This window comes from Pseudoxanthomonas dokdonensis (genome assembly GCF_001431405.1).
Taxonomy (GTDB): domain Bacteria; phylum Pseudomonadota; class Gammaproteobacteria; order Xanthomonadales; family Xanthomonadaceae; genus Pseudoxanthomonas_A; species Pseudoxanthomonas_A dokdonensis.
In genome coordinates, this window is sequence record NZ_LDJL01000007.1 from 305,951 (window position 1) to 328,331 (window position 22,381).

Consider the following 22,381-nt stretch of genomic DNA (forward strand, 5'->3'; position numbering starts at 1 on the left):
GCGCAGTCGCTGCGCGGCGAATGGACCACTGATCTGTCGATGCGCCATGCCGGTGCCCGCCGGTTGCTGGTGCGCTACGAACTTCAAGGCCCGGCCGGTGCCCCGGTGGTGCTGGTTGCCGGCGGCATATCGGCGCACCGGCATCTCCGCGGCAACGACGCATTCCCGGAAAAAGGCTGGTTGAACGAACTGGTCGGCACGGGCCGCGCGCTGGACCCGGCCCAGCGCCGACTGCTGGCGATCGACTATCTGGGTGCCGACGGCCGCCTCGACGCCCCGATCGATACCGCTGACCAGGCCGATGCAATCGCCGGCCTGCTGCAGCATCTGGGTATTGGCCAGTTGCAGGCGTTCGTCGGCTATTCCTATGGCGCGCTGGTCGGCCTGCAGTTGGCGCTGCGTCATCCGCCCTGCCTGCAGCGTCTGGTCGCGGTCAGCGGCGCCCACCGTCCGCACCCGTTTGCCTCGGCCTGGCGTGCCCTGCAGCGCAAGGCAGTGACCCTGGGAGCGCTGCAATGCGCGGAAACCCAGGGGCTGTCACTGGCGCGCCAGTTCGCGATGCTGAGTTACCGCACCCCGGAAGAATTCGAAGAGCGCTTCGATGCGCCGCCGGAGATCATCAATGGCCGCGTTCGTTGCGCTGCCGAGGATTATCTGGATGCGGCCGGCGCCCAGTATGTCGCCCGCACCCCGGTGACCGCCTATGTACGGCTGTCCGAATCGATCGACCTGCATCGCGTCGATGCCAGCCAGATCCGGGTACCGACCACGGTGGTGGCGGTCGAAGGCGACCGGTTGGTGCCGCTGAGCGACTCGGTCGCGCTGGTCGAAGCTCTTGGCACGCTCGGCACCCTGCGCGTGCTGCGTTCGCCTTACGGCCACGACGCCTTTCTCAAAGAACCCGATCGCATCGACGCGATCCTTGTCACTGCCCTGCGCGGCAACGGAGCAAACCCATGAGCCACCCCCACGTCCCCGATGCTGTCTGTCAGTCCGCCACAGCCGCGGTGCGTGCCGGCATCGACCGCGATATCGCCTATGGTGCGGTGACCCCGCCGATCGTGCTTTCATCCAATTTCAGTTTCGAGAGCTTCGGCAACAAGCGCCAATACGACTACACCCGCAGCGGCAACCCGACCCGTGACCTGCTGGCCGAAGCGCTGGCGGATCTGGAAGGCGGCGCCGGCGCGGTGATCACCGCGACCGGCATGGGCGCGATCAACCTGGTGTTGAATGCGTTGCTGGCCCCAGGCCAACGCCTGGTCGTACCACACGACGCCTACGGCGGCAGCTGGCGCTTGTTCAATGCGTTGGCGAAGAAGGGCCACTTCGAACTGATTACCGCCGATTTGACCGACCCGCGCTCGCTGGCCGAGGCGCTGGCGCAGTCGCCGACGCTGGTGCTGATTGAAACGCCTTCCAATCCGCTGCTGCGGATCACCGATCTGCGCTTTGTCATCGAGGCCGCGCACAAGGCTGGCGCACAGGTGGTGGTGGACAATACCTTCCTGTCGCCGGCGCTGCAGAAGCCGATTGAATTCGGCGCCGACTACGTCATCCACTCGACCACCAAGTACATCAACGGCCACAGCGACGTGGTCGGCGGTGCGGTAGTGGCGCGGGACCCGCAGGCTGCCGAGCAGTTGTGCTGGTGGGCCAATGCCCTGGGCCTGACCGGTTCGCCGTTCGACAGCTTCCTGACCCTGCGCGGCTTGCGCACCCTGGATGCGCGCCTGCGCGTACATCAGGAAAACACCAGCGCCATCGTTGATTTGCTGGCTGACCATCCGGCTGTGTCGGCGATCTATTACCCCGGCCTGGCCAGCCATCCCGGGCATTCGGTGGCGGCGCGCCAGCAAAAGGGCTTCGGTGCGATGCTGAGCCTGGAACTGCATGGCGGCGAAGCGGCAGTGCGCGCCTTCATCGATGGCCTGCGCTATTTCACCCTGGCCGAATCGCTGGGTGGTGTGGAAAGTCTGGTCGCCCATCCGGCAACGATGACTCACGCGGCGATGACCGCCGAGGCGCGTGCCAATGCCGGCATCAGTGATGGCCTGCTGCGTCTGTCGATCGGTATCGAAGCAAGCGAAGACCTGCTGGCCGATATCGCCCAGGGTCTGGCCCGGGTGCAGCAGGTGCTGGCGGTGGGCAAACGCGAACTGGCCGACGCATGAGTGCGGTCGTACGCCTGGCTGACAATCCGGGCAGCAGCACCAGTGCCCGCATCGCCTTGCTCGGGACCGGTGTGGTCGGCAGTGCCTTCATCGATCGCTACCTGCGCCTGCTCGACAACGGCATCCGCCTGCCCGGCATCGCCTGGCTGGCCAACTCGCGGGCACTGCAGCCGGTTGAGGGCGACGTGGCGCAGGCCTTGCGTGAGGCCAATGCGGCACCGCGACTGGACTCGCCGGGGTTACCGCACTGGGCGCAGAATGAAAGCCTGCGTGCCGGTGACACCGTCATCGATGCCACCGCCAGTGATGTGGTCGCTGACTGGCACGCGCAGTGGCTGGCGCGGGGTATCCATGTGGTCACCGCCAACAAGCTGGGCAATGGCAGCAGCTGGCTGCGCGCGCAGGACATCCAGCAGCAGGCCGATGCCGGCCAGTCCCGTTACGGTGACAGCGCTACCGTCGGCGCCGGTTTGCCATTGCTGCGCAGCATCCGCGCGCTGGTCGCTGGCGGTGATCGCATTCATGCGGTTGAAGGCGTGTTGTCCGGATCGCTGGCATGGCTGTTCAATCATTACGACGGCCGCCGACCGTTCTCCGAACTGGTCCGTGAGGCCAGCCAGGCTGGCTATACCGAGCCGGATCCGCGCATTGATCTGTCCGGCGAGGACGTGCGCCGCAAATTGTTGATACTGGCCCGCGCCGCCGGCCTGCCGTTGCAGTCGCATGAGGTGCGGGTGAAGTCACTGGTACCAGACGCGCTGGCCAGTCTGCCGCTGGCGCAGGTCGACACCGCGCTGGGACAACTCGATGCGCCCATCGCCGAACTCTGGCAACGCGCCGCCCGCGAAGGCGGGCAGCTGCGCTTTGTCGGTCGCTTCGATGCCCACGGCGCCAGCGTTGGCGTGCGCGTGCTGCCGGCCGGACATGCACTGTGCGGTGGCAGCGGCACCGACAACCGGGTCGCCATCAGCAGTGATCGCTATCTGCAACAGCCCTTGCTGGTGCAGGGACCGGGAGCCGGCGCCGGGGTCACGGCCGCGGCGCTGCTTGATGATGTGATCGCCATCACGCAACGGGCCTGAGCAAATCGACTGCGGATCCTGCGTGCCTGAAAATCGTCAACCGCGCATTGGTGCAGTCGTTCACGGTTGCACCGATGCAGGGATGAACTAGGCTAACGCTCTCTGCAACCACATCGACTGTCCATGAATCCATCCGCCGACCCGGGCGAAGACAACCTGCGCGTGGCACTGCTGGAAGACGACCTGTTGCTGCGTGATCGGGTGCTGTTGCCCGGCCTGCGCAACTACGGTTTCGTCGTAGACGGCATGGAGTTCGCGGCCGAGTTGTGGGAAGCATTGCCCAGGCGCGGCTATCGCATCGTGGTGCTGGATGTCGGTCTGCCCGATGCTGATGGTTTCAGTGTTGCCCGCCAGCTGCGCGGCATGGATCCGGGCATGGGCATCATCATGTTGACCGCGCGCGATCAGGTGCCCGACCAGGTGCGTGGCCTGAGCCAGGGGGCGGATGCCTACCTGACCAAGCCGGTGCAGGTGGAGCTGCTGGCCGCCAACCTGCACAGCCTGGCGCGCAGGATCAGCCACGCCGCCGCCAGCGACGGCAATGGCCAATGGCAGCTTGACGCCAACGACTGGTGCCTGCGCTCGCCGCAGCGGCACTCGGTGCCACTGACCCGGACCGAGCGCAAGGTGATGGCGCGGATGCTGGCAACGCCAGGCGTCAGTGTTTCCCGCGAAGAGCTGGTAGCCGAGCTGACCGATGACGTACACGATTTCGACATGCATCGGCTGGAATCGATTTTCTACCGCTTGCGGCGCAAGGTCGAAGCGACCTGTGGCGAAGCATTGCCGATCACCGCGGTCCACGGCGAAGGTTACGTCATGACGCCGGCAGTGCACTGACCCCGCTGTCCGGTGGCAACGCCATCGGCAGGCGGATATCGAAGCAACAGCCTCGCCCCGGCGCGCTGTCGACCTCGATATGGCCGCCCGCCACTTTGATCAGGTCGTGGGTGATGGACAGTCCCAGGCCGGTGCCATCACCGGCTTTCTTGGTGCTGAAAAAAGGCTCGAAAATGCGTTCGCGGATCTGCTCCGGCATGCCGCTGCCGGTATCGGCCAGTTGCAGTTGTACCTGATTGCCTGGGCTGCGCCGGGTGACGATGCGGAAACTGCCGCCATCGGGCATCGCATCGCGCGCATTGGCGGCGATATTGAGCACGATCAGTTCGAATTCGTTGCGGTCCAGATGGATTGGCAGTGGCTCGACGCAGGCATCCAGCCGCAGCTGTATCTCCGGCGGCAACAGTTGCCGCAGCATCGGCTGCAGTTCGCGCAGGCTCTGGTTGATGTCGAAGGTTTCCGCTTTCAGCAGATCGCTGCGACTGAAGCTGAGCAGCTTGCGGGTCATGTGCAGGCCACGGTCAGCAGCTTCCTCCACCCCCTGCAACGCGTCCTCCAGCATCAACGCGCGCTGCGCCGAACTCTGCGAGGCATCATCCAGGTGGCGTTGCTGCGAGAAGCCGTGGACGATGTTCAGCAGGTTGCCGAAGTCATGGGCAATACCGGCGGCCAGGCGACCGGTGGCTTCCATCTTCTGGGCATGGATCAACTGGTTCTGCGCCTGCTCGCGCTTGCTCATTTCCTGCTGTAGCTCCTCACCGCGCTGGCGCGCCTGTTGCAGGCTTTCGCGCAGGGTCGTGACAGTGTGATCCAGCACCACCGCGATCAACGTGTAGACCGCGATCACCGAAGGTAGATTGCGAAAGCCTTCCCACCATTGCGCATCGGCCGGCAGGTGCATCGTATCGACCACGCAACCGCTGAAGGCGATGAAGCACAGCGCCGCATGGCACAGCCACAACGTACGCCGGCCCAGTACCAGCGCCGACACGATCAGGGTCAGCATCTGATCGATCTGCGACATCACCATCATCTGGAAGCCGACGCTGAGATGGATGATTTCCTGGCAGATCAGCAGCGTTGCCAGGAACTGGTAGATCGCCGGGCGGAAGGCACCACGCCGTATCAGATAGCAACCCAGCAGGGCACTGGCCGACACCGCGAAGCCTGTGTTGGCCGCGACCCAGCCCCCGGTCGGCATCTTGTAACGCAGGATCAACAGCAACCACAGTCCGACCGTGCTGACGGCGACAAACGCCAGCAGTACCTGCATTACCGGCGCGTTGCGTTGATCGATGGGATCACGGATGGGTGCGCTGCGCAACCAGCGCTGGATCGACTTCAGCATGACGTGCGTGTGTTCCCCAGCCATGGAGTGGTGCGAGAGAGAAGACCGTGATGGCTGCCACGGTCGCTAACGAATCGGTGAGTTGTGGTGATTATTTGGTGAGTTCGCGCGCGTGACAAGCAGTACGTTCCGGTACTACGTTCAGTCGTCGGTCATCGAATTGCAATGTTTCCCGCGCTGTTGACGACGTAATCCCCCAGGGGTAGGGAACCCCGCCCATAAACCTGCGTATGCCGCGACAGGCGATTCGTTTTCGTGACGGATTCCCGCCTGACGGGTGACGCATGCCCAAAAAACCTGTTCCGTTGGAGAAGTGTTGATGAATAAGGTATTCCGTCTGGTCTGGAACCGCTCCAGGCACTGCTGGGTGGTCGCGTCAGAGTTCGCCGCCTTGCGCGGCAAGGTTGCTGGCAAACCAGCGACGATTTCGCATGCGGCACTGCCAGCGGTGGTGCTGATGCTGGCCTGCGTGGCCTGGCCGGGCGCCGCCAGCGCTGCCAATGCCAAAGCGGACTGCGCGCAGGCCCCAAAGCAGTTCCGCGATAGTCCGGCGTTGTGCGCGGTCTGGGCCAAGGCCAATCAACTGGCCAGCAAGGCCACGGTCAACAAGTTCGACAAGGACTACGTCAAGGTCAACGGCGCCGGAGACGGCAGTGACAAGGCCAGCGCCGATGGCGACGGCAGCATCGCCATCGGCAGTGGCGCGCGGACCACGCCGTGGTTGAGTGACTACGGCCCGACCTTCGAAGCGACCGGTGCCGTGGCCATCGGCCAGGACGCCGCCGCCGCAGGCAGGAACACCGTCGCGCTGGGTAACCAGGCATCGGCCGATGGAAACTCTTCGACCGCGGTCGGCGCGTTGTCCGCGGCCAAGGGCGTCGGCGGCACTGCCTTTGGCCACACCTCGTCGGCGGTCGGTGATGCCAGCACCGCGCTGGGGCAGGGCTCGATCGCACGTGATTACGGCACCGCCGTCGGCTCGCACGCCTATGCCACGGGTGGACAGGCGGCGATTGCCCTGGGTGCATCGAGCACCGCGGCGGCTAACGGCGCGGTCGCGCTGGGCGCCAATACCGAGGCCTACGGTGCCGGCAGCCTGGTCGCCGGCATGGGGGCCGGCACCGACGGTTACCAGAGCATCGCGCTGGGCGCGCAGTCGCGCGCGTTGCAGGGCGACAACGGCGTCGGCATCGGCGCCAAATCGTTTGCCATCGGCAACGGTGCGGTCGGTGTTGGCTATAACAGCGTCGGCTACGGCGAACAGGCGGTAGCGATGGGCCAGCACGCCTACGCCAACGGCAATGGTGCGATGGCACTGGGCGGCAGCGACTGGACCGATCAGAACGGTGATCGCCAGCCGGGCGTCGGTGAATCGACGTTCGCCGATGGCGAGCAGGCGATTGCGGTTGGCGCGCTGGCAGGTGCGCAGGGGCGTAGCGCGGTCGCCGTCGGTCCGAACGCTGGTGCACTGGCCGATGATGCTACTGCCGTCGGCTCCGGCAGCATCGCCAGCGGTGTGCAAAGCACGGCTAACGGTGCCTACAGCGTGGCCAACGGTGAACAGGCAGCTGCCGTCGGCGCCAACAGCTATGCCGATGGTGATTATTCGACTGCACTCGGCAGCGGCAGCCTGGCGCTGGGCGAAGGCGCGGTAGCCAATGGCAGCGCCGCCAACGCGCTCGGCGATTACAGCGTGGCCAGCGGTTACGGCGCCAACGCCAGTGGCAGTGACAGCATCGCGATCGGACACGCAGCCAACAGCGGCGCGGCAAGCGCCATCGCCATCGGCAATGCCGCTTCCAGCCCATATGACGGCATCGCCATGGGCAACAACAGCCTCGCCGGCGGTGCCCAGAGCACCGCCATTGGCATGAACGCGAAGGCCAGTGCTGCGTTTTCCATCGCAATGGGCCTCAACAGCAGCGTCAGCGGTGCCGGTGGCACCGCGATTGGGATGGGCAGCAGTGCAGGACAGTCCGGCGTCGCCGTTGGCATGAACGCATATGCGGTACGCGAATCGACCGCGGTAGGTAACGGTGCCAGCGCCAAGGGCGGCAATTCGGCAGCGCTTGGTCCGGCGGCATCAGCCTCAGGCGTGGCCAGCGTCGCCATCGGCGGTCAGGCGTCGTTGTTCGGCGGAGCCGCCAACGCCAGTGGTCGCCACAGCACTGCGGTCGGCGCGGGGGCCAATGCGGTGGCGGCCGACAGCAGCGCAATAGGTGTGGACGCGGTAGCCAGTGCGACTTCCGCACTCGCGTTGGGTTCCAACGCGCTCGCCGGCAAGGACCGCGACAGTGTCAGCGCCGCCGAGCACACCACTGCTGTCGGTGCCGAAGCCTGGGCGACCGAAAACAATGCCACTGTGATTGGCTACAACAGCTACGCCCAAGCGGTGGATTCGACTGTACTCGGCTCCAATGCCTGGGTCGCCAAGGATGCAGGTAACAGCGTCGCGCTGGGTGCCAGTTCGCTGGCCGATCGTGCCAACACGGTGTCGGTCGGTGCGGCGCATGAATGGACTGATGCCGCCGGTGTCGTGCATGGCGCACAGGATCGCCAGATCACCAATGTCGCCGCCGGCAGTGAAGCCACCGATGCGGTGAACAAGGCGCAACTGGATGCACTGGCGGGCCACATCGCTGACGCTAATCACCATGTTGCGTCCAGCGGTGCCTTGGATGGCAGTGACGATGCCATTGCCGGAGGCGATCGGGCGATTGCCGCCGGCGCCAGCAGCGTTGCCAACGGCATGGAAAGCAGCGCAGTCGGCGCCAACAGCTATGCCGATGGCGATTATTCGACCGCACTCGGCAGCGGCAGCCTGGCACTGGGTAGCGCCAGCTCCGCGATTGGCAGTGGCAGTACCGCGATAGGCAATTACAGCACCGCTGTCGGTCAAGGCGTCACCACCACGGGCGCGGCCAGTCTTGCCGCTGGTGGTGTGGCGATGGATGAAAACGGTGCTTATCTGGTCAAGAACCGCGACGGCAGCCGCAATACCGCCGCTACCGCCGCCACTGGCGTTGGCGCCATCGCCCTGGGCGCTGGTGCCCAGGCCAGCAATGAAGTCGCACTGGCGCTGGGAATCGGCGCGCAGGCCTCAGGTTCCTCGAGCATCGCCATGGGCGCGGAAGCGTTCGCCACCCAGGGCGGCAGCATGGCCATGGGCACCCAGGCACTGGGCCTGGGCCTGGGTAGCAGCAGTATCGGTTTCCGCTCCTATGCGATGGGCGAGAGCGGCACCTCGCTGGGCTCGTACGCGCATTCGATGGGCAGCTATTCGACTGCACTGGGTGCAAACACGACGGCGACCGGATTGCGTGCCACCGCCGTCGGTCAGTTCGCGATGTCGACCCAGGAAGCGACTACCGCGGTTGGTTCGCTGGCGTCGGCCAAGGCATTGCGTGGTACCTCGCTGGGCGCCGCGGCAGCTGCCAACGGCAACGAGTCGGTCAGCATCGGCTACGCCGCCTATACCCGTGGCGAAGGCGCGATTGTCATCGGCGCCAACGCCGAGGCAGGCAAGGCCAACAGTGTCGCCGTCGGCAGCCGCAGCAAGACCACGGCGGAAAACAGTGTGGCGCTGGGCAACGATTCGCTTGCCGACCGCGCCAATACGGTATCGGTTGGCGCGGCAGGCAAGGAACGCCAGATCAGCAATGTCGCCGCTGGCAGCGAAGCCACCGATGCGGTCAATGTGGCGCAGCTGGATGCGGTGGCAAGTGATGTTGATGAAGCCAATCGCTACGTCCAGGTCGATGGCCTGCGCGACGGCAGCGATGACGCCAGTGCAACGGGCGAACGCGCCGTCGCGGTGGGGGCCACCAGCACCGCCAATGGTGTCGACAGCAGTGCCTACGGCGCCAGCAGCTATGCCGATGGTGGCTACACCACGGCCGTTGGCAGCGCCAGCCTGGCGCTGGGCGAAGGCTCCTCGGCATTGGGAAGCGGCGCTACCGCGCTGGCCGACTCCAGCACTGCGCTGGGCTACGGCAGCGTTGCTGATCGCGCCAACACGGTGTCGGTCGGCAGCGAAGGCAATGAACGCCAGATCACCAACGTCGCCGCGGCGACTTCGGCGACCGATGCGGTCAACCTGTCGCAATTGGACGAAGCCACCCAGTACACCGCATTCGGCCCGCATGACGCGCCGGGTGGCACCATCAGCGGCGACTTCGTGCCAGCCAATGCCAGTGGCCTCGGTGCAGTCGCAGTCGGCATGAACTCGCAGGCCACCGGCGTGTTCTCGGCGGCGTTCGGTCTGATGGCGCGGGCACAGAACATCGAAACCATCGCCTTGGGTGACTGGTCCGATGCTTCCGGCCTGCTGTCCAGCGCGGTAGGTTCGTCGGCCAAGGCTTATGGAGATTACGCTACCGCCGTTGGCAGCCACGCCAGCGCGCCCAAGAAGGGTGCCACCGTGGTCGGCGCCGGTGCCACCGGTCTGGGCGAGCAGGGTACCGCGGTCGGCTGGTCGGCCAAGGGCACCGCGGCCGGCAGCACTGCCCTGGGTGCCTGGGCGTCGACCAACACGTCAGCGACCAACAGCGTCGCACTGGGCAGCAACTCACTGGCTGATCGTGCCAACACCGTGTCGGTCGGATCCGCCGGCAACGAACGCCAGATCACCAACGTGGCCGCCGGCAGCGAGGCCACCGATGCGGTCAACAAGGGCCAACTGGATGCACTGGCCGAACAGATGGGCGACGACGATCATTACCTCGCCGCCAATGGCCAGATGGACGGCAGCGATGACGCCATCGCCAGTGGCGAACAGGCTGTTGCCGCCGGTGCCAGCAGCGTGGCCAACGGCGTCGAAAGCAGTGCGCTGGGCGCCAACAGCTATGCCGACGGTGATTATTCGTCGGCCATCGGCAGCGGCAGCCTGGCCCTGGGCGAGAACGCTTCGGCCATCGGTTCGGCAGCCAATGCGTTGGCCGCCGGTGCCTCGGCGATTGGCTATGCCGCCAATGCCAGCGGCGCGGCGAGCACCGCCATCGGCACCAGCAGCAACGCCGAGGGCGACTACAGCATCGCCTCGGGCTACGGAGCCAATGCCTTCGGCAACCAGTCGCTGGCGATGGGTATCGGCAGCCAGGCGCAGCTGATATCGACTGCAGTCGGTGGTTACGCCAAGGCCAGCGGCGATGGTTCCACCGCGCTGGGGTACGGCAGCACGGCCCAGGCCCAGTCCAGCGTGGCGCTGGGCTCGCCGGTGGATTACGGCGCGATATTCTTTGGCCGCCCAAGCAACGTGCTGGTATCGACCCAGGCCTTCGGCATGGCCTCGACCGCCATCGGTCCGGGCGCACTGACATCCCCGGAAGGCTATGGCGCCATCGCCATGGGCGCACTGGCTGAAGCCGACAATCGCTTCGGCATCGCGATGGGCACCTTGAGCTACAGCAAGGCTGCCTTCGGTATTGCCCTGGGTGGTCGTACCTATGTGATGGACGATTACGGCATCGCCCTGGGCTATGCCAGCAACGTCAACGAATATGGCGGCGCGGCGATTGGCGTGGGTTCGAAAATCAACGACGGTGCAACGCAGTCGGTGGCCCTGGGTGCCGGTGCGGTCGCTGACCGCGCCTTCACCGTCTCGGTAGGTGCAGCCGGCAAGGAACGCCAAATCAGCAACGTCAAGGCCGGCAGCGAAGCCACCGACGCGGTCAACGTGGCGCAGCTGGACAGTGCGGTGGCCGATGTTGCCGGTGACGCCTCCGAGGCGCTGGAAAACGCCATGCGCTACAACCGCGCCGATGGTGCCGGCGACGGCAGTGACGACGCCAGCGCCAATGGTCATCGTGCCGTCGCCAACGGTGCCAATGCCAGCGCCAGCGGCAGCAACAGTGTCGCCATTGGCGGCAGCGATGTCGGCCAAGCCACGACCGAAGCCGCAGGCGCCAACGCGGTCGCGGTCGGCAGCGGTGCTTACGGTGATGGTGACAACAGCGTCGCACTCGGCAGCCAGGCCAATGCACAGGCAGGCAACAGTGTCGCCCTCGGTGCCAACTCACTGGCGGATCGTGCCAACAGTGTCTCGGTTGGCGATATCGGCAACGAACGCCAGATCACCCATGTCGCCGCGGCCACCCAGATGACCGACGCGGTCAATCTGTCGCAGCTCAACGTCATGGCCGGGGCATTGGGTGGTGGTGCCAGCTACAGCAATGGCGTGTTCACCGCACCGCGTTATGTCATCCAGGGTCGCAGCTACTCCAACGTCGGTGCGGCGTTCTCGGCAGTGGATGCAAAACTGAGCCAGCTGTACGACGCCCAGAGCAGTGCAACGGCCAGCACCGCGACCACGACCAGTGCCAGCACCAGCTCGGCCACACTGGCCAGCGCAGACGGCAGCGGTGACAGCCAGGGCCATGCCACTGCGGCAAGCAAGGCGCAGCTGGCAGGTGAAAGCGCCGGCAATGCGCCAGTCAATGCCGGTGCCAATACCGCGGCAGTCGATGATGCCAATGCCGCTGGCAACGCGGTCGTCGCGTCGGCACCCGCTACGGCGGCAGCTGACGTTGCCAGTCCGGCGACGCTGAGCCAGGCACGCAGCTACACCGACCAGGCCAGCGCCCAGACCCTGAGCAGTGCCAATGCCTACACCGACATGCGTGCGGCCGCCCTGGAGGATGACTTCAACGCATTCCGCGGTGATGTCGATGCGCGCTTCCAGGATCAGGATCGCCGCATCGACAAGATGGGCGCGATGAACTCCGCGATGATGAACATGGCAGTCAGCGCGGCGGGCATCCGCACTCCCAATCGCGTCGGTGTCGGCGTCGGCTTCCAGGGTGCCGAACAGGCCCTGTCAGTCGGCTACCAGCGAGCGATCTCCGACCGCGCCACGGTCACTGTAGGCGGTGCCTTCAGCAGCGACGAATCCTCCGCCGGCGTCGGCGTCGGCTTCGGCTGGTAAGCACGACGCGGCCGGTGGATTCACTGCACCGGCCGCGTCATCTCCGCTCCTCACCGTGTCTTCTCTCTCTCCACCGAAACACCGTTTCACCCACCCCTGACGACAACGGGTACCCCCATCCCCGCGTCATCTTCTTGATTGCCAACAGGAACAAACACGCATGAAGAACAAGACGTCCCCGCTCTACCTCGGTGCACTCAGCGCCGCCATCATCCTGGCCATGGCCGCCGCTCCGGCCGTAGCCGCCGGCAAACAACTGCCGCGCCAGAAAGTGGATCCCGCCATCAGCCTGTCGCGCGCCGACAGCGCGCAGGGCGCGAGCCGTTTCATTGTCAAATACCGAGATGGCGATCGCGCCAGCATCGCCTCGACCCTCGGCAATCGCCTGCAGCAGGCCGCCAGCAAGGCCGGTGTCGCCGGCAACGGCCGCAGCGCGCTGTCGGTGCAGCCGATGCGTCGCCTCGGCACCGGCGCTGATCTGGTCCGCGTTTCGCGCGCGCTGGACACGGTCGAAGCCAAGCGCTTCATGGATCAACTGCGTGCCGACCCGGCGGTGGAGTACGTGCAGCCGGACAGCATGATGCAGGCCTACGACTTCGTCCCCGACGACAAGTATTTCCAGCAGCTGCAATGGGATTTCGCCAACAGCAGCGTCGGCATCAACGCACCCAGGGCGTGGGACAATTCCACCGGTGAAGGTGTGGTGGTCGCGGTACTGGATACCGGCTACGTCGATCATCAGGATCTGAATGCCAACATCATTCCCGGCTACGACTTCATCAACGATCCGGTGGTGGCCGGCGATGGTGACGGCCGCGACGCCGACGCCCATGACGTCGGCGACTACACCGATACCCGCGCCAGCAGCTGGCATGGCACCCATGTCGCCGGTACCGTCGCCGCGGTCACCAACAACGCGGTGGGCGTGGCCGGCGTGGCGTTCAATGCCAAGGTCCAGCCGGTCCGCGTGCTGGGACGCGGTGGTGGTTACACCTCGGATATCGCCGACGCCATCACCTGGGCTTCCGGCGGCCATGTCGACGGCGTGCCGGACAATGCCAACCCGGCCGAAGTCATCAACCTCAGCCTCGGCGGCCAGCGTCGCTGTTCCGATGACCCGACCACCCAGGCCGCCATTGACGGCGCGATTGATCGTGGCGTGACCGTGGTGGTCGCGGCTGGCAACGACAACATGGATGCGAGCAACTTCTCGCCGGCCAGCTGCGTTGGCGTGATCGCGGTCGGTGCCAGCGGTGTCGATGGCGCGCGCTCGTACTTCTCCAACTATGGTGCGCCTCTGGCATTGTCGGCACCGGGTGGCAACGCCACCTCCGGCGATGATCCGGAAGACCGCTGGATCTGGTCGCTGGGCAACAGCGGCAGCACTGATCCGGTTGCGAGCCCCGCCGGCGACAGCCTGATGGGCATGATCGGCACCTCCCAGGCCAGCCCGCACGTGGCCGGCGTGGTCGCGTTGATGCAGGCCGCGGCGGTATCGGCCGGTTATCCGCCGCTGACCCCGGTCCAGGTCAAGAACATCCTGCGCGCCAGTGCCACCCCGTTCACGGTGACTCCGCCGAGCAACAAGCCGCAGGGTGCCGGCATCCTCAATGCCGATGCCGCGGTCAAACTGGCGATGCAGGAACCGAGCCCGGAACCGCCGGCGCAGGTGCTGGCCAACCGCGTGCCGGCTACTGGCCTGACCGCCGCTGCCGGTGATTCGCTTCTCTACCAGCTGAGCATCCCGGCCGGGACCCGCAGCTTCAATGTGCGTACCTACGGCGGTAGCGGTGACGTGTCGCTGTACGTTTCGCAGGGCCAGACCCCGACCATCGACGAGCACGACCGTGCCTCCGAGCGTCTGGGCAACAACGAAGCGATCACCATCACCAGTCCGGTCGCCGGCGACTACTACATCCGCGTCACCAGCAAAACCGCTGCCTTCAGTGGCGTCAGCCTGATGGCGGTTTACTGAGCAACCTGGTTGCAAGCCCTGGATGGGGGGAAGGAAGGCAACGGACTGCCTTCCGACTTGCGGGCGTTGGATGTCAGCGTGGCTGCAGGATCTGCCTGATCATGGATCAGGCAAGAAAAATGCCTGCGTTGCCAGCGATAGGGAACTGGAGCGATTCAGAATATGGCAATCGCGATTAATGCGCCCCACAACAGAAATAACTGCAGTACTCCCGTTGCCAGTAGGCACTTGCCCCATATGGGCAGATAGTCGCGATAGACCGTTAGCGGTAGACATAGCGCAATAACGCTGCTTAGCAGGAACACGAGAGCAGCGGCGGCCAGAATCACCGATATATGGCTGGTCGTCTTTGACGTATCATTGCCACCGGCCAATGCGGCCATATTCAGTGCCACGAAAGCCACTCCGCAAGCCACAATCAACAAAGCAAGGCGCACCACGATGCTGGTGATGATGGCACCGTTCGAGATGTATCGAGGCTGTAGCTGGTGCGGCTTGCCGGTTTTCATGCGGTGTGTTGATGAAATCAGGGCTTTCGTGCTTTTACCGGCCGGTACTGCCGCTGCTCGCCATAGCGCTTGCCGTCCTGATCGACATTGGCACACAGGCGCCCCTCGCACAGATTGACGTCAGCCTGGTTGTAGGCGCGCAACAGCTCGGCCGACAACTGTTGATCCTGTATCTGCTTGGCGTAATGGCGGGAAAGGCCGATACCGGACACCAGCACCACCAGTGATGCCAATCCCAGCCCCATCATCGCCAGCCACATGCGCCTGGTCGAACGTTGCAGCGACTGGGCGGTCGCCTGCGCGGAGCGGTTGAGCTGCTCGATGCGCTGGCCGCTGTTGGCCAGTTGCTGGTTGAGCTGGGCCACGGCCTGGGCGACACCGTGTTCGATCTGCTGCTGGACGCGCGCGGTCATTTGGCCCAACTGCTGTTCGCTGGCCTGTTGCACCACGGTGGGCAACGCCTGCTGCAGTTTTTTCAGCTGTTGCAGACTGTCCTGCTGCTCCTGCCGGCCCTGTTCCATCTGGCGGCGGTAGGCTTCCATCAACTGGTTGACCGAAGCCACCAGGTCCATCAATGACGTTTGCTGCATCGTGTTGCTCCATCCGTGGCGGTAAAGCCTTGTTACATGCTACGGCCGTGTCCGACCTGGGCCTGCTGGCGTTGCAGTTCCTGCTGCTGCTCGGCTTGTCGCGCAAGCTCGGCGCTCAACTGCTCGTCGCGGTCCACCGCCGCCACCGCTTGCCGCTGCATCTGCTGCGCGAACGGGTCGGCCGATGAGGCTTTCAACATCTCGTCCATCCGCTGGTTGTCGCCCTGGCGGACGGCATTCAACAACTGATCGACATAGCGCTGCGAATCATTCCGCAAAGAGGGAACCGGCGCCCCCGGCTGGTAATGGCCACTGTTTGGCTGCGGCGCGGCGCTGGCAGCGGTCGCCGCGGCCTGCAACGGGACCATCGCTGGCCGCATGGCATCGGGCATCCATTGCTGACCAGGCGCAGGCTGGCGCGAGAAATCCTGTCCATGCAGATTCCGCTGCAGCCAGGAGTCCTCGGTCAGGCCGGTGGACCTGGCCGGCTCGCGAACCGGTGCTTTCGGCTCATTGTCAGTCAGCGCATCGATGGCACGGTTGACCGTACGCGGTACCACGCTGGCCGCGGTGATGCCGGCACGCGCGCTCGCGATGTCGCTACGGTAGCCGCTGATGGCCGACTGATTGTCACGCGCCAGGGTTTGTGCGCGCGGATCCAGCAACACCGACACATCCTTGTTGTCCTTGCCATCGACGTTGAGGAAGTTATGCATGTTGTGCGATTTCATGACCGACAACGCCGCCACCGTAAGCGTGACGGGTTGGTCCGGCAACAGATTGAAACGCCCATAACCAGCCGTCCACAGGGCCATGATGTCCTCTTCGCGGGCGTACACCTTGACCTCGCCGTAGTGCGCACTGGCCGCGCTGACCGGGTCGGTGGCAATCACGTGATTGACAAAATTGTGGCCGCCTTCGGGCACGTCGTAATTGAGGCTGACCGCCCCGTAGGGGTTGAATGCCTCGCCGTAAAGGCCATAACGGTACGCAGTGATTTGCGCCAGACAGCCGCCGAGTGAGTGGCCGGTGGTGGTGACTTGGGGGGTGTTGCCACTTTCCTTCCCGATCTCCTCCGCGCGTGCCATCGCTCTTTGTGTCAGCGCCATCGCTTCCGGTAGTTGCTGGTTACTGCGCTTCCATACCATGCCACCGTCCGTGTAGACAGCATCCTTGATCTTCTCACGGTCAAGTTCGGTGCCACGATGCGCGACGATGATTTCGCCAGTATCTACGCGCTGATAAATCGTGCCCTGATAGCCAGTTTTGGGGTTGTCGTACTGCTCAAGCACCTTGAACTGGACGCCATCCAAGGTGAATTTTTCTTCCTTGCCAGCCTCGCGAACTCCTAGCTTTCTCTTCGCGTCATAGCAGTCATCGGCCAAGTCAGCATACAGTTGTGAACTCAGGCTCATGGCTGGACCTTCTCGGATCGTAGCGTAGTGCTGAACAGTGAATCACGAAGTTCAGGTTTGAAGTGTTTGATATCGGGATTGCCGAAATCCGAATAACCTTCGAAATCAGAACTCGGATAGCGCTCATTCCAGAAGTAACGCTTCTCCGATTGTTGAGCGATGACTTTGTCTGCATCCAGGAACGGCGCAAAGCGGGTGTCTTTTGAAGCGCCGGTGGCGGTGAGGGCTGCCCGCACTTCAGTGAACTGCCAATGGCACACGCCTTTACCGTAATAGTCTTCATCCAGAATCTGATCCAGATAGACCGTGCCTTGGTAGGTGGTTTCATCAATCCGGGTCAACTCCAGCGGCTCGCTGCTGGTCATCCGGTAGGGGCCACCCTGCGGTTTCATCTTGCCGCATGGGGTCTCATTGGTGACGTCGTACTGCGCGCGCGCGTCGGTCAGCACCAGCGGTCCTGGCGCGTCGTGGATGGTCAGGGTGATGCGATAGGCCTGCTGCGGGTTCGGATTCAACTTGCGCAGCGGCTCGTCTGCATGGGCGTCGGTATGCATGTCATTCCTTGAAGCGGTGCAGGCGGCCAGTGACAACACCAGCGCCATCGGGGTGAGCAACCATCGTTGCATGGACAGTCCTTGTATGTTTAGGGGCAGTCTAGAGCTGCCGGCCGGGCAGAACAATATGCAATCAAGTCACTAATGCGTCGGTGATGCCAGCCAGATTCCATCAAAGCAATCGCTTGTGGGAGTTGCTGGCTGCCTCGCTTCCAGGTCGTGCCACCATCGGGATAGAGCGCGTCGATGATCTTCTCACGGTCAAGTTCGGTGCCACGATGCGCGACGATGATTTCGCCAGTATCCACACGCTGGTAAATCGTGCCCTGGTAGCTGATCTTGGGGACGTCGTATAGCTCCAGCACCTTGAACTGTACGCCTTCTGGCCAAATATAATCCTGCTCTTCAGGTTTTCTGATGCTTGATTTTCGTGTGGCGTCATAGCAGTCATCAGCTAGATTTGCATAAGTCTGCGAGTTGAGACTCATGGATGCACCTGCTCGGAACTCACCGTAATGGTGAACTTCTGTTCGTCAGGATAGTTAATTCTGTTGGAATCAGTTTGGCCGAGATTGATTGAGCCATCGATCGATCCGCGCGGATAGCTTCCGTTCCAGAAGTATCGTGTTTGTGACTGCTGGGCGATGACTTTCTCGGCGACCAATGAGGGTTCGAACGTTGTCTCTTCGGGTTTTCCAGTGGCTTTGAAATTCGCATACACAATCGACAGTGCCCAATGGCACACACCCTTGCCGTAATAGTCGGCATCCACAATCCGGTCCAGATAGACCGTACCCTGATAGGTGGTTTCATCAATCCGGGTCAACTCCAGCGGCTCGCTGCTGGTCATCCGGTAGGGACCACCCTGTGGTTTCATTTTTCCGCATGGGGTTTCATTGCTGACGTCGTACTGTGCGCGCGCGTCGGTCAGCAGCAGTGGGCCGGGCGCGTCTTGGATGGTCAGTGTGATGCGATAGGCCTGCTGCGGGTTTGGATTCAACTTGCGCAGCGGTTCGTCCGCGGCAGAGTCGCTGTCATTTCTTGAGGCCGAGCAGGCGGCCAGTGACAACACCAGCGCCAACGGCGTGAGCAACCATCGTTGCATGGACGATCCTTGTTCGTGGATCGGCAGTCTAGCGTCGTGATTACCGGTGCGACAACGCGCAAACATGTCACATAAGCGCCATGCATTGCGATCGCTCAGGCCATGTCGCGTCAACGCGGTTGCTATCGCACTGGAGCCAGAAGGCTGCACTTGTCGTCGGACATCAATGCCGTGTCCGGGAGTTACTCCGCGGTAATCAACACTCGATGACGTTGACCGCCAGCCCGCCGCGGCTGGTTTCCTTGTACTTGTCGCGCATGTCGCGGCCGGTGTCGCGCATGGTCTTGATGACTTTGTCGAGCGAGACCTTGTGCTTGCCGTCACCGCGCATGGCCATGCGGCTGGCGTTGATCGCCTTGACCGCGCCCATGGCGTTGCGTTCGATGCACGGAATCTGCACCAGCCCGCCAATCGGATCGCAGGTCAGGCCAAGGTTGTGTTCCATGCCGATTTCAGCCGCGTTCTCGATCTGGCTGCTGTTGCCGCCGAGTGCGGCGACCAGGCCGCCAGCGGCCATCGAGCAGGCCACACCGACTTCACCCTGGCAACCGACTTCGGCGCCGGAGATGCTGGCGTTTTCCTTGTACAGGATGCCAATGGCGGCGGCGGTCAGCAGGAAATCGAAGATCCGCTGCTCGTTGCTGCCGGGGCAGAAACGGTCGAAATAATGCAGCACTGCCGGAATGATGCCGGCGGCGCCATTGGTCGGTGCGGTGACCACGCGGCCACCAGCGGCGTTTTCCTCATTGACTGCCAACGCGTACAGGTTGACCCAGTCGAGCGTGGTCAGCGGGTCGCGCATCGCCGCTTCGGGCTTGCTCGACAGTTCGCGGTACAGCGCGGGTGCGCGGCGCGACACATGCAGGCCGCCGGGCAGCGATCCTTCCTGGCGGATACCACGGGCCACGCACGCCGCCATCGCTTCCCAGATTGCACGCAGGTTGGCACGGATTTCATCCTCGCTGCGCCAGACCTTCTCGTTTTCCATCATCAGCTGGGCGATGCTGAGCCCGCTGTCGGCGGCCTGCTGCAGCAACTGGTTGCCACTCCTGAACGGGTACGGCATGACCGTGGTGTCCGGCACGATGCGATCCCTGGCCGCGTCGTCCTGGTTGACCACGAAACCACCGCCGACCGAATAGTAGTCGCGGCTGATGATGACTTCGTCGTTGCGGTCGAAGGCAGTGAAGCGCATGCCATTGGTATGGAATGGCAACTTCTGCCGCTTGTTCATCAGCAGGTCGCGCTTCTCGTCGAAGGCGATGACATGGCGTCCCTGCAATGCAATCTGCTTTTCGCCGCGGATACGCGCCAGCGTCGCCGGGATGATGTCCGGATCAATGGCATCGGGGTAGTTGCCCTCCAGGCCCATCAGTACCGCGGTGTCGGTGCCGTGGCCGCGGCCGGTCAAGGCCAGCGAGCCGAATACCTCGGCGCGCACGCGGGCCACGTCCTGCAGGCGGCCGGCATCGTCCAGCCAACGGGCGACGAAACGCGCCGCGGCCCGCATCGGGCCAACGGTGTGGGAGGAACTCGGGCCGATGCCGATCTTGAAGAGGTCGAAGGTACTGACTGCCATAGCCGGCTATTCTATGCCGGGCAGACCATTTGCGACCATTTTGCAGCACTCATTTTCGCCATTCAGCCACAGTCCCTGCCAATGACCCTGATCCTTTACCAGCGCGATGACTGCCACCTGTGCGATCTGGCACTTGAAGTGCTGGCGGTGGCCCGGTTACCGGATTTCGACAGCGTGTTCATCGATGATGACCCGGCGCTGGAGCAGCGCTACGGCGCGCGGGTGCCGGTGCTGCGCGACAACGACAGTGGGCAGGAGCTGGATTGGCCATTCGATGCTGCCGCGCTGGCCGCCTGGCGGCAGCGGCAGCGCTGAAAAAAAAGCGGCGGCAGCACATGGCCACCGCCAGCTTGGCTGGCTCCGGCCTTTACGGCGCGGGTTTCAGCAGGACCTTGGTGCTGACCGCGACTTCGTTGGGGATGGTGTCGGTATCGGTCCAGTCACCACCGCCGACGCCGAAATCCAGGCGCTTGACCGTGGCCTTGCCGCTGAGCACCGGCTGCGCGCCGGGTGTCCAGGTGAACTTCAGGGTCACCGGCTTGCTGACCCCGCGCAGTTGCAGGGTGCCATCGGCGGCATATTCGTTGCCGCCGAGCGAGCGGAACTTGGTGGCGGTGTAGTGCGCCTGGGCGTACTTGCTGACGTAGAAGAAATCGCCGCCAGCCAGGGTCTCGTCGCGATCACTGCTGCCGGTCTTGGTACCGGCCAGGCCGATGGTCACGTCCAGCTTGGCGGCCGCCAGATCCTGCGGGTCGAAACTCATCGTGGTATTGAACGAGCCGAACTTGCCAGTGAATACCTCACCGTCGTATTCGGTGGCGAACACCAGGCTGGAGCCGGACGCCTGCACGTAATTGGCCGCCGAAGCGGGGGCGGCGACCATCAGCGCGACCAGGGCGGCCGCGGTCAGGGCGGGGGATGCGAGTTTAGGCAACATGATGGGAGTCCTTGTTGGATGCCGGGGGAACGGAGGCATGCGCGCGGCGACCGGGCAGCATGCGGGTAAGGGTGGCGTCATGCAGGAAAAGATGATGGTAGAAAGCGGCGCCGGCATGCGCGGCGACCAGTGCGATCAGCGTCCAGAAACCCCATTCGTGGACGAAATGGGCGAAGTGACGGATGGCCTGGTCCGGCTGCACCAGCTTGGGCATGTTGAACAGGCCAAACAGCTTGAACGGCCGCAGGCCACTGGCCGAGTCGTACAGCCAGCCCGAGATCGGCATGATCAGCGCCATCGCGTACAGCGCCAGGTGGGTCAGGTGGGCAATGCGTTCCTGCCAGCGCGGGGTCGTCGGCAGATCCCTCGGGGTGCCGGCATACAGGCGCCAGAACACCCGCACGATCATCAATGTCAGCACGGTGATGCCGAACGATTTGTGCGCGGTGTAGACCCAGAAATACTTCGGTGTCTTCGGCAGCTCGCCCATGGTCAGGCCGACGATGCCCAGGCACAGGATCAGCACCACGACCAACCAGTGCAGGGTCTTGCTGATGGAACCCCAGCGGTCGGGGGTGTTCTTCAATGTCATGGAACGGTCTCCGTGTCGTGTCCCGTGTCGTCCGCAGCGGCCTCGTCACCGCCGGCCGCGTCTGCCTTCGCAGGCGCCCCCATCGAGTCTTCCGCCGCCCCGGCGGGCCCGCGCGAGGCCTGGGCTTCGGCTTCGATCCGCAGGTCAACCCGATCACCGATCAGTGATGACCAGGCATCGATTCCGAAATCGGCACGGCTGATCGTGGTGCTGGCGGAAAAACCAACGGTACGACGGAATGGTGGCAGCGGGTAGCGTTTGAGCGCATTAAGCTTTACTTGCATCACTATTTCTCTGCTGATGCCGTGCAGGGTCAGCATTCCTGTAACAGAGGCGTGTTGCGGGTCGATGGGTTCGATGGCCGTGGAAATGAAAGTCGCCTCAGGAAAAGCTTCGGTATCCAGCAGGTTGCGCGCCTGGGTGGCACGGTTCCATTTTTCGTCACCCATGTCCACCCGCTGCATTGGCACCCTGACCTGCAACTGGGCGCTGGACCAGTCGTCGGGATCGAAACGCAGGCTGCCAGTGCTGCCGGACACGGTGCCGATGGCGTTCGAATAGCCGGCATGTTCGACCGTGAACATCACCCGGGTGTGGACCGGATCCAACGTGTAATGCTTCACGTTGTCGCCAGCCCAGGCGCTGGCCGCCAACAGCAGCAGGCAGATGCCGGCCAGCCAGCGGCCGGACCACGGCGAGGCGACACGGAACAATCTGGCGGACGATGGCGGGACGGATGGCTTCATGGGCGCATTCTGG

Annotated in this window: 17 protein-coding genes and 1 pseudogene; 7 read left to right on the forward strand and 11 right to left on the reverse strand. The window is 64.0% G+C overall.

All coding sequences use genetic code 11. The annotated features are described in order from the left end of the window. Nucleotides 1-9 precede the first annotated feature (9 nt). The 4 genes and pseudogenes from metX to ABB29_RS08030 form a co-directional block, all read left to right on the forward strand. Nucleotides 10-960: pseudogene (gene metX, locus ABB29_RS08015) on the forward strand (homoserine O-succinyltransferase MetX); the annotation flags it as partial. After that, nucleotides 957-2,174: an O-succinylhomoserine (thiol)-lyase gene (locus ABB29_RS08020; protein WP_057658089.1), complete on the forward strand. Its 1,218-nt coding sequence runs from the start codon at nt 957-959 to the stop codon at nt 2,172-2,174. The pseudogene metX and the gene ABB29_RS08020, both read left to right, overlap by 4 nt. Then, entirely contained in the window at nt 2,171-3,256 is a 1,086-nt protein-coding gene (locus ABB29_RS08025; RefSeq protein WP_057658090.1) for a homoserine dehydrogenase family protein, read from the forward strand. Before ABB29_RS08020 ends, ABB29_RS08025 begins: the two co-directional genes overlap by 4 nt. A 123-nt stretch (nt 3,257-3,379) precedes the next feature. Beyond that, nucleotides 3,380-4,096 carry a response regulator transcription factor gene (locus ABB29_RS08030; RefSeq protein ID WP_057658091.1) on the forward strand — a complete coding sequence of 239 codons (717 nt, stop codon included), beginning with the start codon at nt 3,380-3,382 and terminating at the stop codon, nt 4,094-4,096. Here ABB29_RS08030 and ABB29_RS08035 read toward each other — a convergent pair. Further along, nucleotides 4,074-5,444 carry a sensor histidine kinase gene (locus tag ABB29_RS08035; RefSeq protein ID WP_170185857.1) on the reverse strand — a complete coding sequence of 457 codons (1,371 nt, stop codon included), beginning with the start codon at nt 5,442-5,444 and terminating at the stop codon, nt 4,074-4,076. The two genes, ABB29_RS08030 and ABB29_RS08035, sit on opposite strands and share 23 nt — an antisense overlap. Nucleotides 5,445-5,763: 319 nt before the next feature. On the opposite strand from ABB29_RS08035, the gene ABB29_RS08040 reads away from it, so the two are divergent. Both ABB29_RS08040 and ABB29_RS08045 read left to right on the forward strand, forming a co-directional pair. Next, the gene (locus tag ABB29_RS08040; protein ID WP_057658093.1) at nt 5,764-12,366 is read left to right on the forward strand and encodes an ESPR-type extended signal peptide-containing protein; all 6,603 of its coding nucleotides are present in this window, start codon (nt 5,764-5,766) and stop codon (nt 12,364-12,366) included. Between the two features lie 160 nt (nt 12,367-12,526). Further along, a complete protein-coding gene (locus tag ABB29_RS08045; protein ID WP_057658094.1) occupies nt 12,527-14,341 on the forward strand; it encodes a S8 family peptidase in 1,815 nt (604 codons plus the stop codon). A 155-nt stretch (nt 14,342-14,496) separates the two neighbouring features. Here the strand turns inward: ABB29_RS08045 and ABB29_RS08050 are convergent, their stop codons facing one another. The 7 genes from ABB29_RS08050 to ABB29_RS08080 form a co-directional block, all read right to left on the reverse strand. Then, complete coding sequence (locus ABB29_RS08050) at nt 14,497-14,850, reverse strand: hypothetical protein (protein WP_057658095.1); 354 nt, start codon at nt 14,848-14,850, stop codon at nt 14,497-14,499. A 17-nt stretch (nt 14,851-14,867) separates the two neighbouring features. Further along, entirely contained in the window at nt 14,868-15,440 is a 573-nt protein-coding gene (locus tag ABB29_RS08055; protein ID WP_157062554.1) for an SH3 domain-containing protein, read from the reverse strand. Between the two features lie 32 nt (nt 15,441-15,472). Next, nucleotides 15,473-16,855, reverse strand: a complete 1,383-nt coding sequence (locus ABB29_RS08060) for a Tle-like phospholipase domain-containing protein (RefSeq protein ID WP_157062555.1) — start codon at nt 16,853-16,855, stop codon at nt 15,473-15,475. Continuing rightward, nucleotides 16,852-17,481 carry a hypothetical protein gene (locus ABB29_RS08065; protein ID WP_157062556.1) on the reverse strand — a complete coding sequence of 210 codons (630 nt, stop codon included), beginning with the start codon at nt 17,479-17,481 and terminating at the stop codon, nt 16,852-16,854. Before ABB29_RS08065 ends, ABB29_RS08060 begins: the two co-directional genes overlap by 4 nt. A gap of 17 nt (nt 17,482-17,498) precedes the next feature. After that, the gene (locus ABB29_RS16345; RefSeq protein WP_157062557.1) at nt 17,499-17,897 is read right to left on the reverse strand and encodes a hypothetical protein; all 399 of its coding nucleotides are present in this window, start codon (nt 17,895-17,897) and stop codon (nt 17,499-17,501) included. Further along, nucleotides 17,894-18,514, reverse strand: coding sequence for a hypothetical protein (locus ABB29_RS08075; protein ID WP_157062558.1), 621 nt, complete (start codon nt 18,512-18,514; stop codon nt 17,894-17,896). Before ABB29_RS08075 ends, ABB29_RS16345 begins: the two co-directional genes overlap by 4 nt. A gap of 196 nt (nt 18,515-18,710) precedes the next feature. After that, entirely contained in the window at nt 18,711-20,093 is a 1,383-nt protein-coding gene (locus ABB29_RS08080) for an L-serine ammonia-lyase (RefSeq protein ID WP_057658101.1), read from the reverse strand. 81 nt (nt 20,094-20,174) lie between these two features. Between ABB29_RS08080 and ABB29_RS08085 the strand changes: the two genes are divergently transcribed. After that, nucleotides 20,175-20,408 carry a glutaredoxin family protein gene (locus tag ABB29_RS08085; RefSeq protein ID WP_057658102.1) on the forward strand — a complete coding sequence of 78 codons (234 nt, stop codon included), beginning with the start codon at nt 20,175-20,177 and terminating at the stop codon, nt 20,406-20,408. A gap of 52 nt (nt 20,409-20,460) precedes the next feature. Here the strand turns inward: ABB29_RS08085 and ABB29_RS08090 are convergent, their stop codons facing one another. From ABB29_RS08090 to ABB29_RS08100, 3 genes are read right to left on the reverse strand one after another with little or no spacing between them, the layout of a single operon-like run. Beyond that, a complete protein-coding gene (locus ABB29_RS08090) occupies nt 20,461-21,030 on the reverse strand; it encodes a YceI family protein (protein WP_057658103.1) in 570 nt (189 codons plus the stop codon). After that, nucleotides 21,020-21,622 (reverse strand): cytochrome b, encoded by a 603-nt coding sequence (locus ABB29_RS08095; RefSeq protein ID WP_057658104.1) that lies wholly within the window; start codon nt 21,620-21,622, stop codon nt 21,020-21,022. Before ABB29_RS08095 ends, ABB29_RS08090 begins: the two co-directional genes overlap by 11 nt. Then, on the reverse strand, nt 21,619-22,368 hold the full coding sequence (locus ABB29_RS08100; protein WP_083487667.1) for a YceI family protein: 750 nt from the start codon (nt 22,366-22,368) through the stop codon (nt 21,619-21,621). The genes ABB29_RS08095 and ABB29_RS08100 overlap by 4 nt, the downstream gene beginning before the upstream one ends. Nucleotides 22,369-22,381 lie beyond the last annotated feature (13 nt).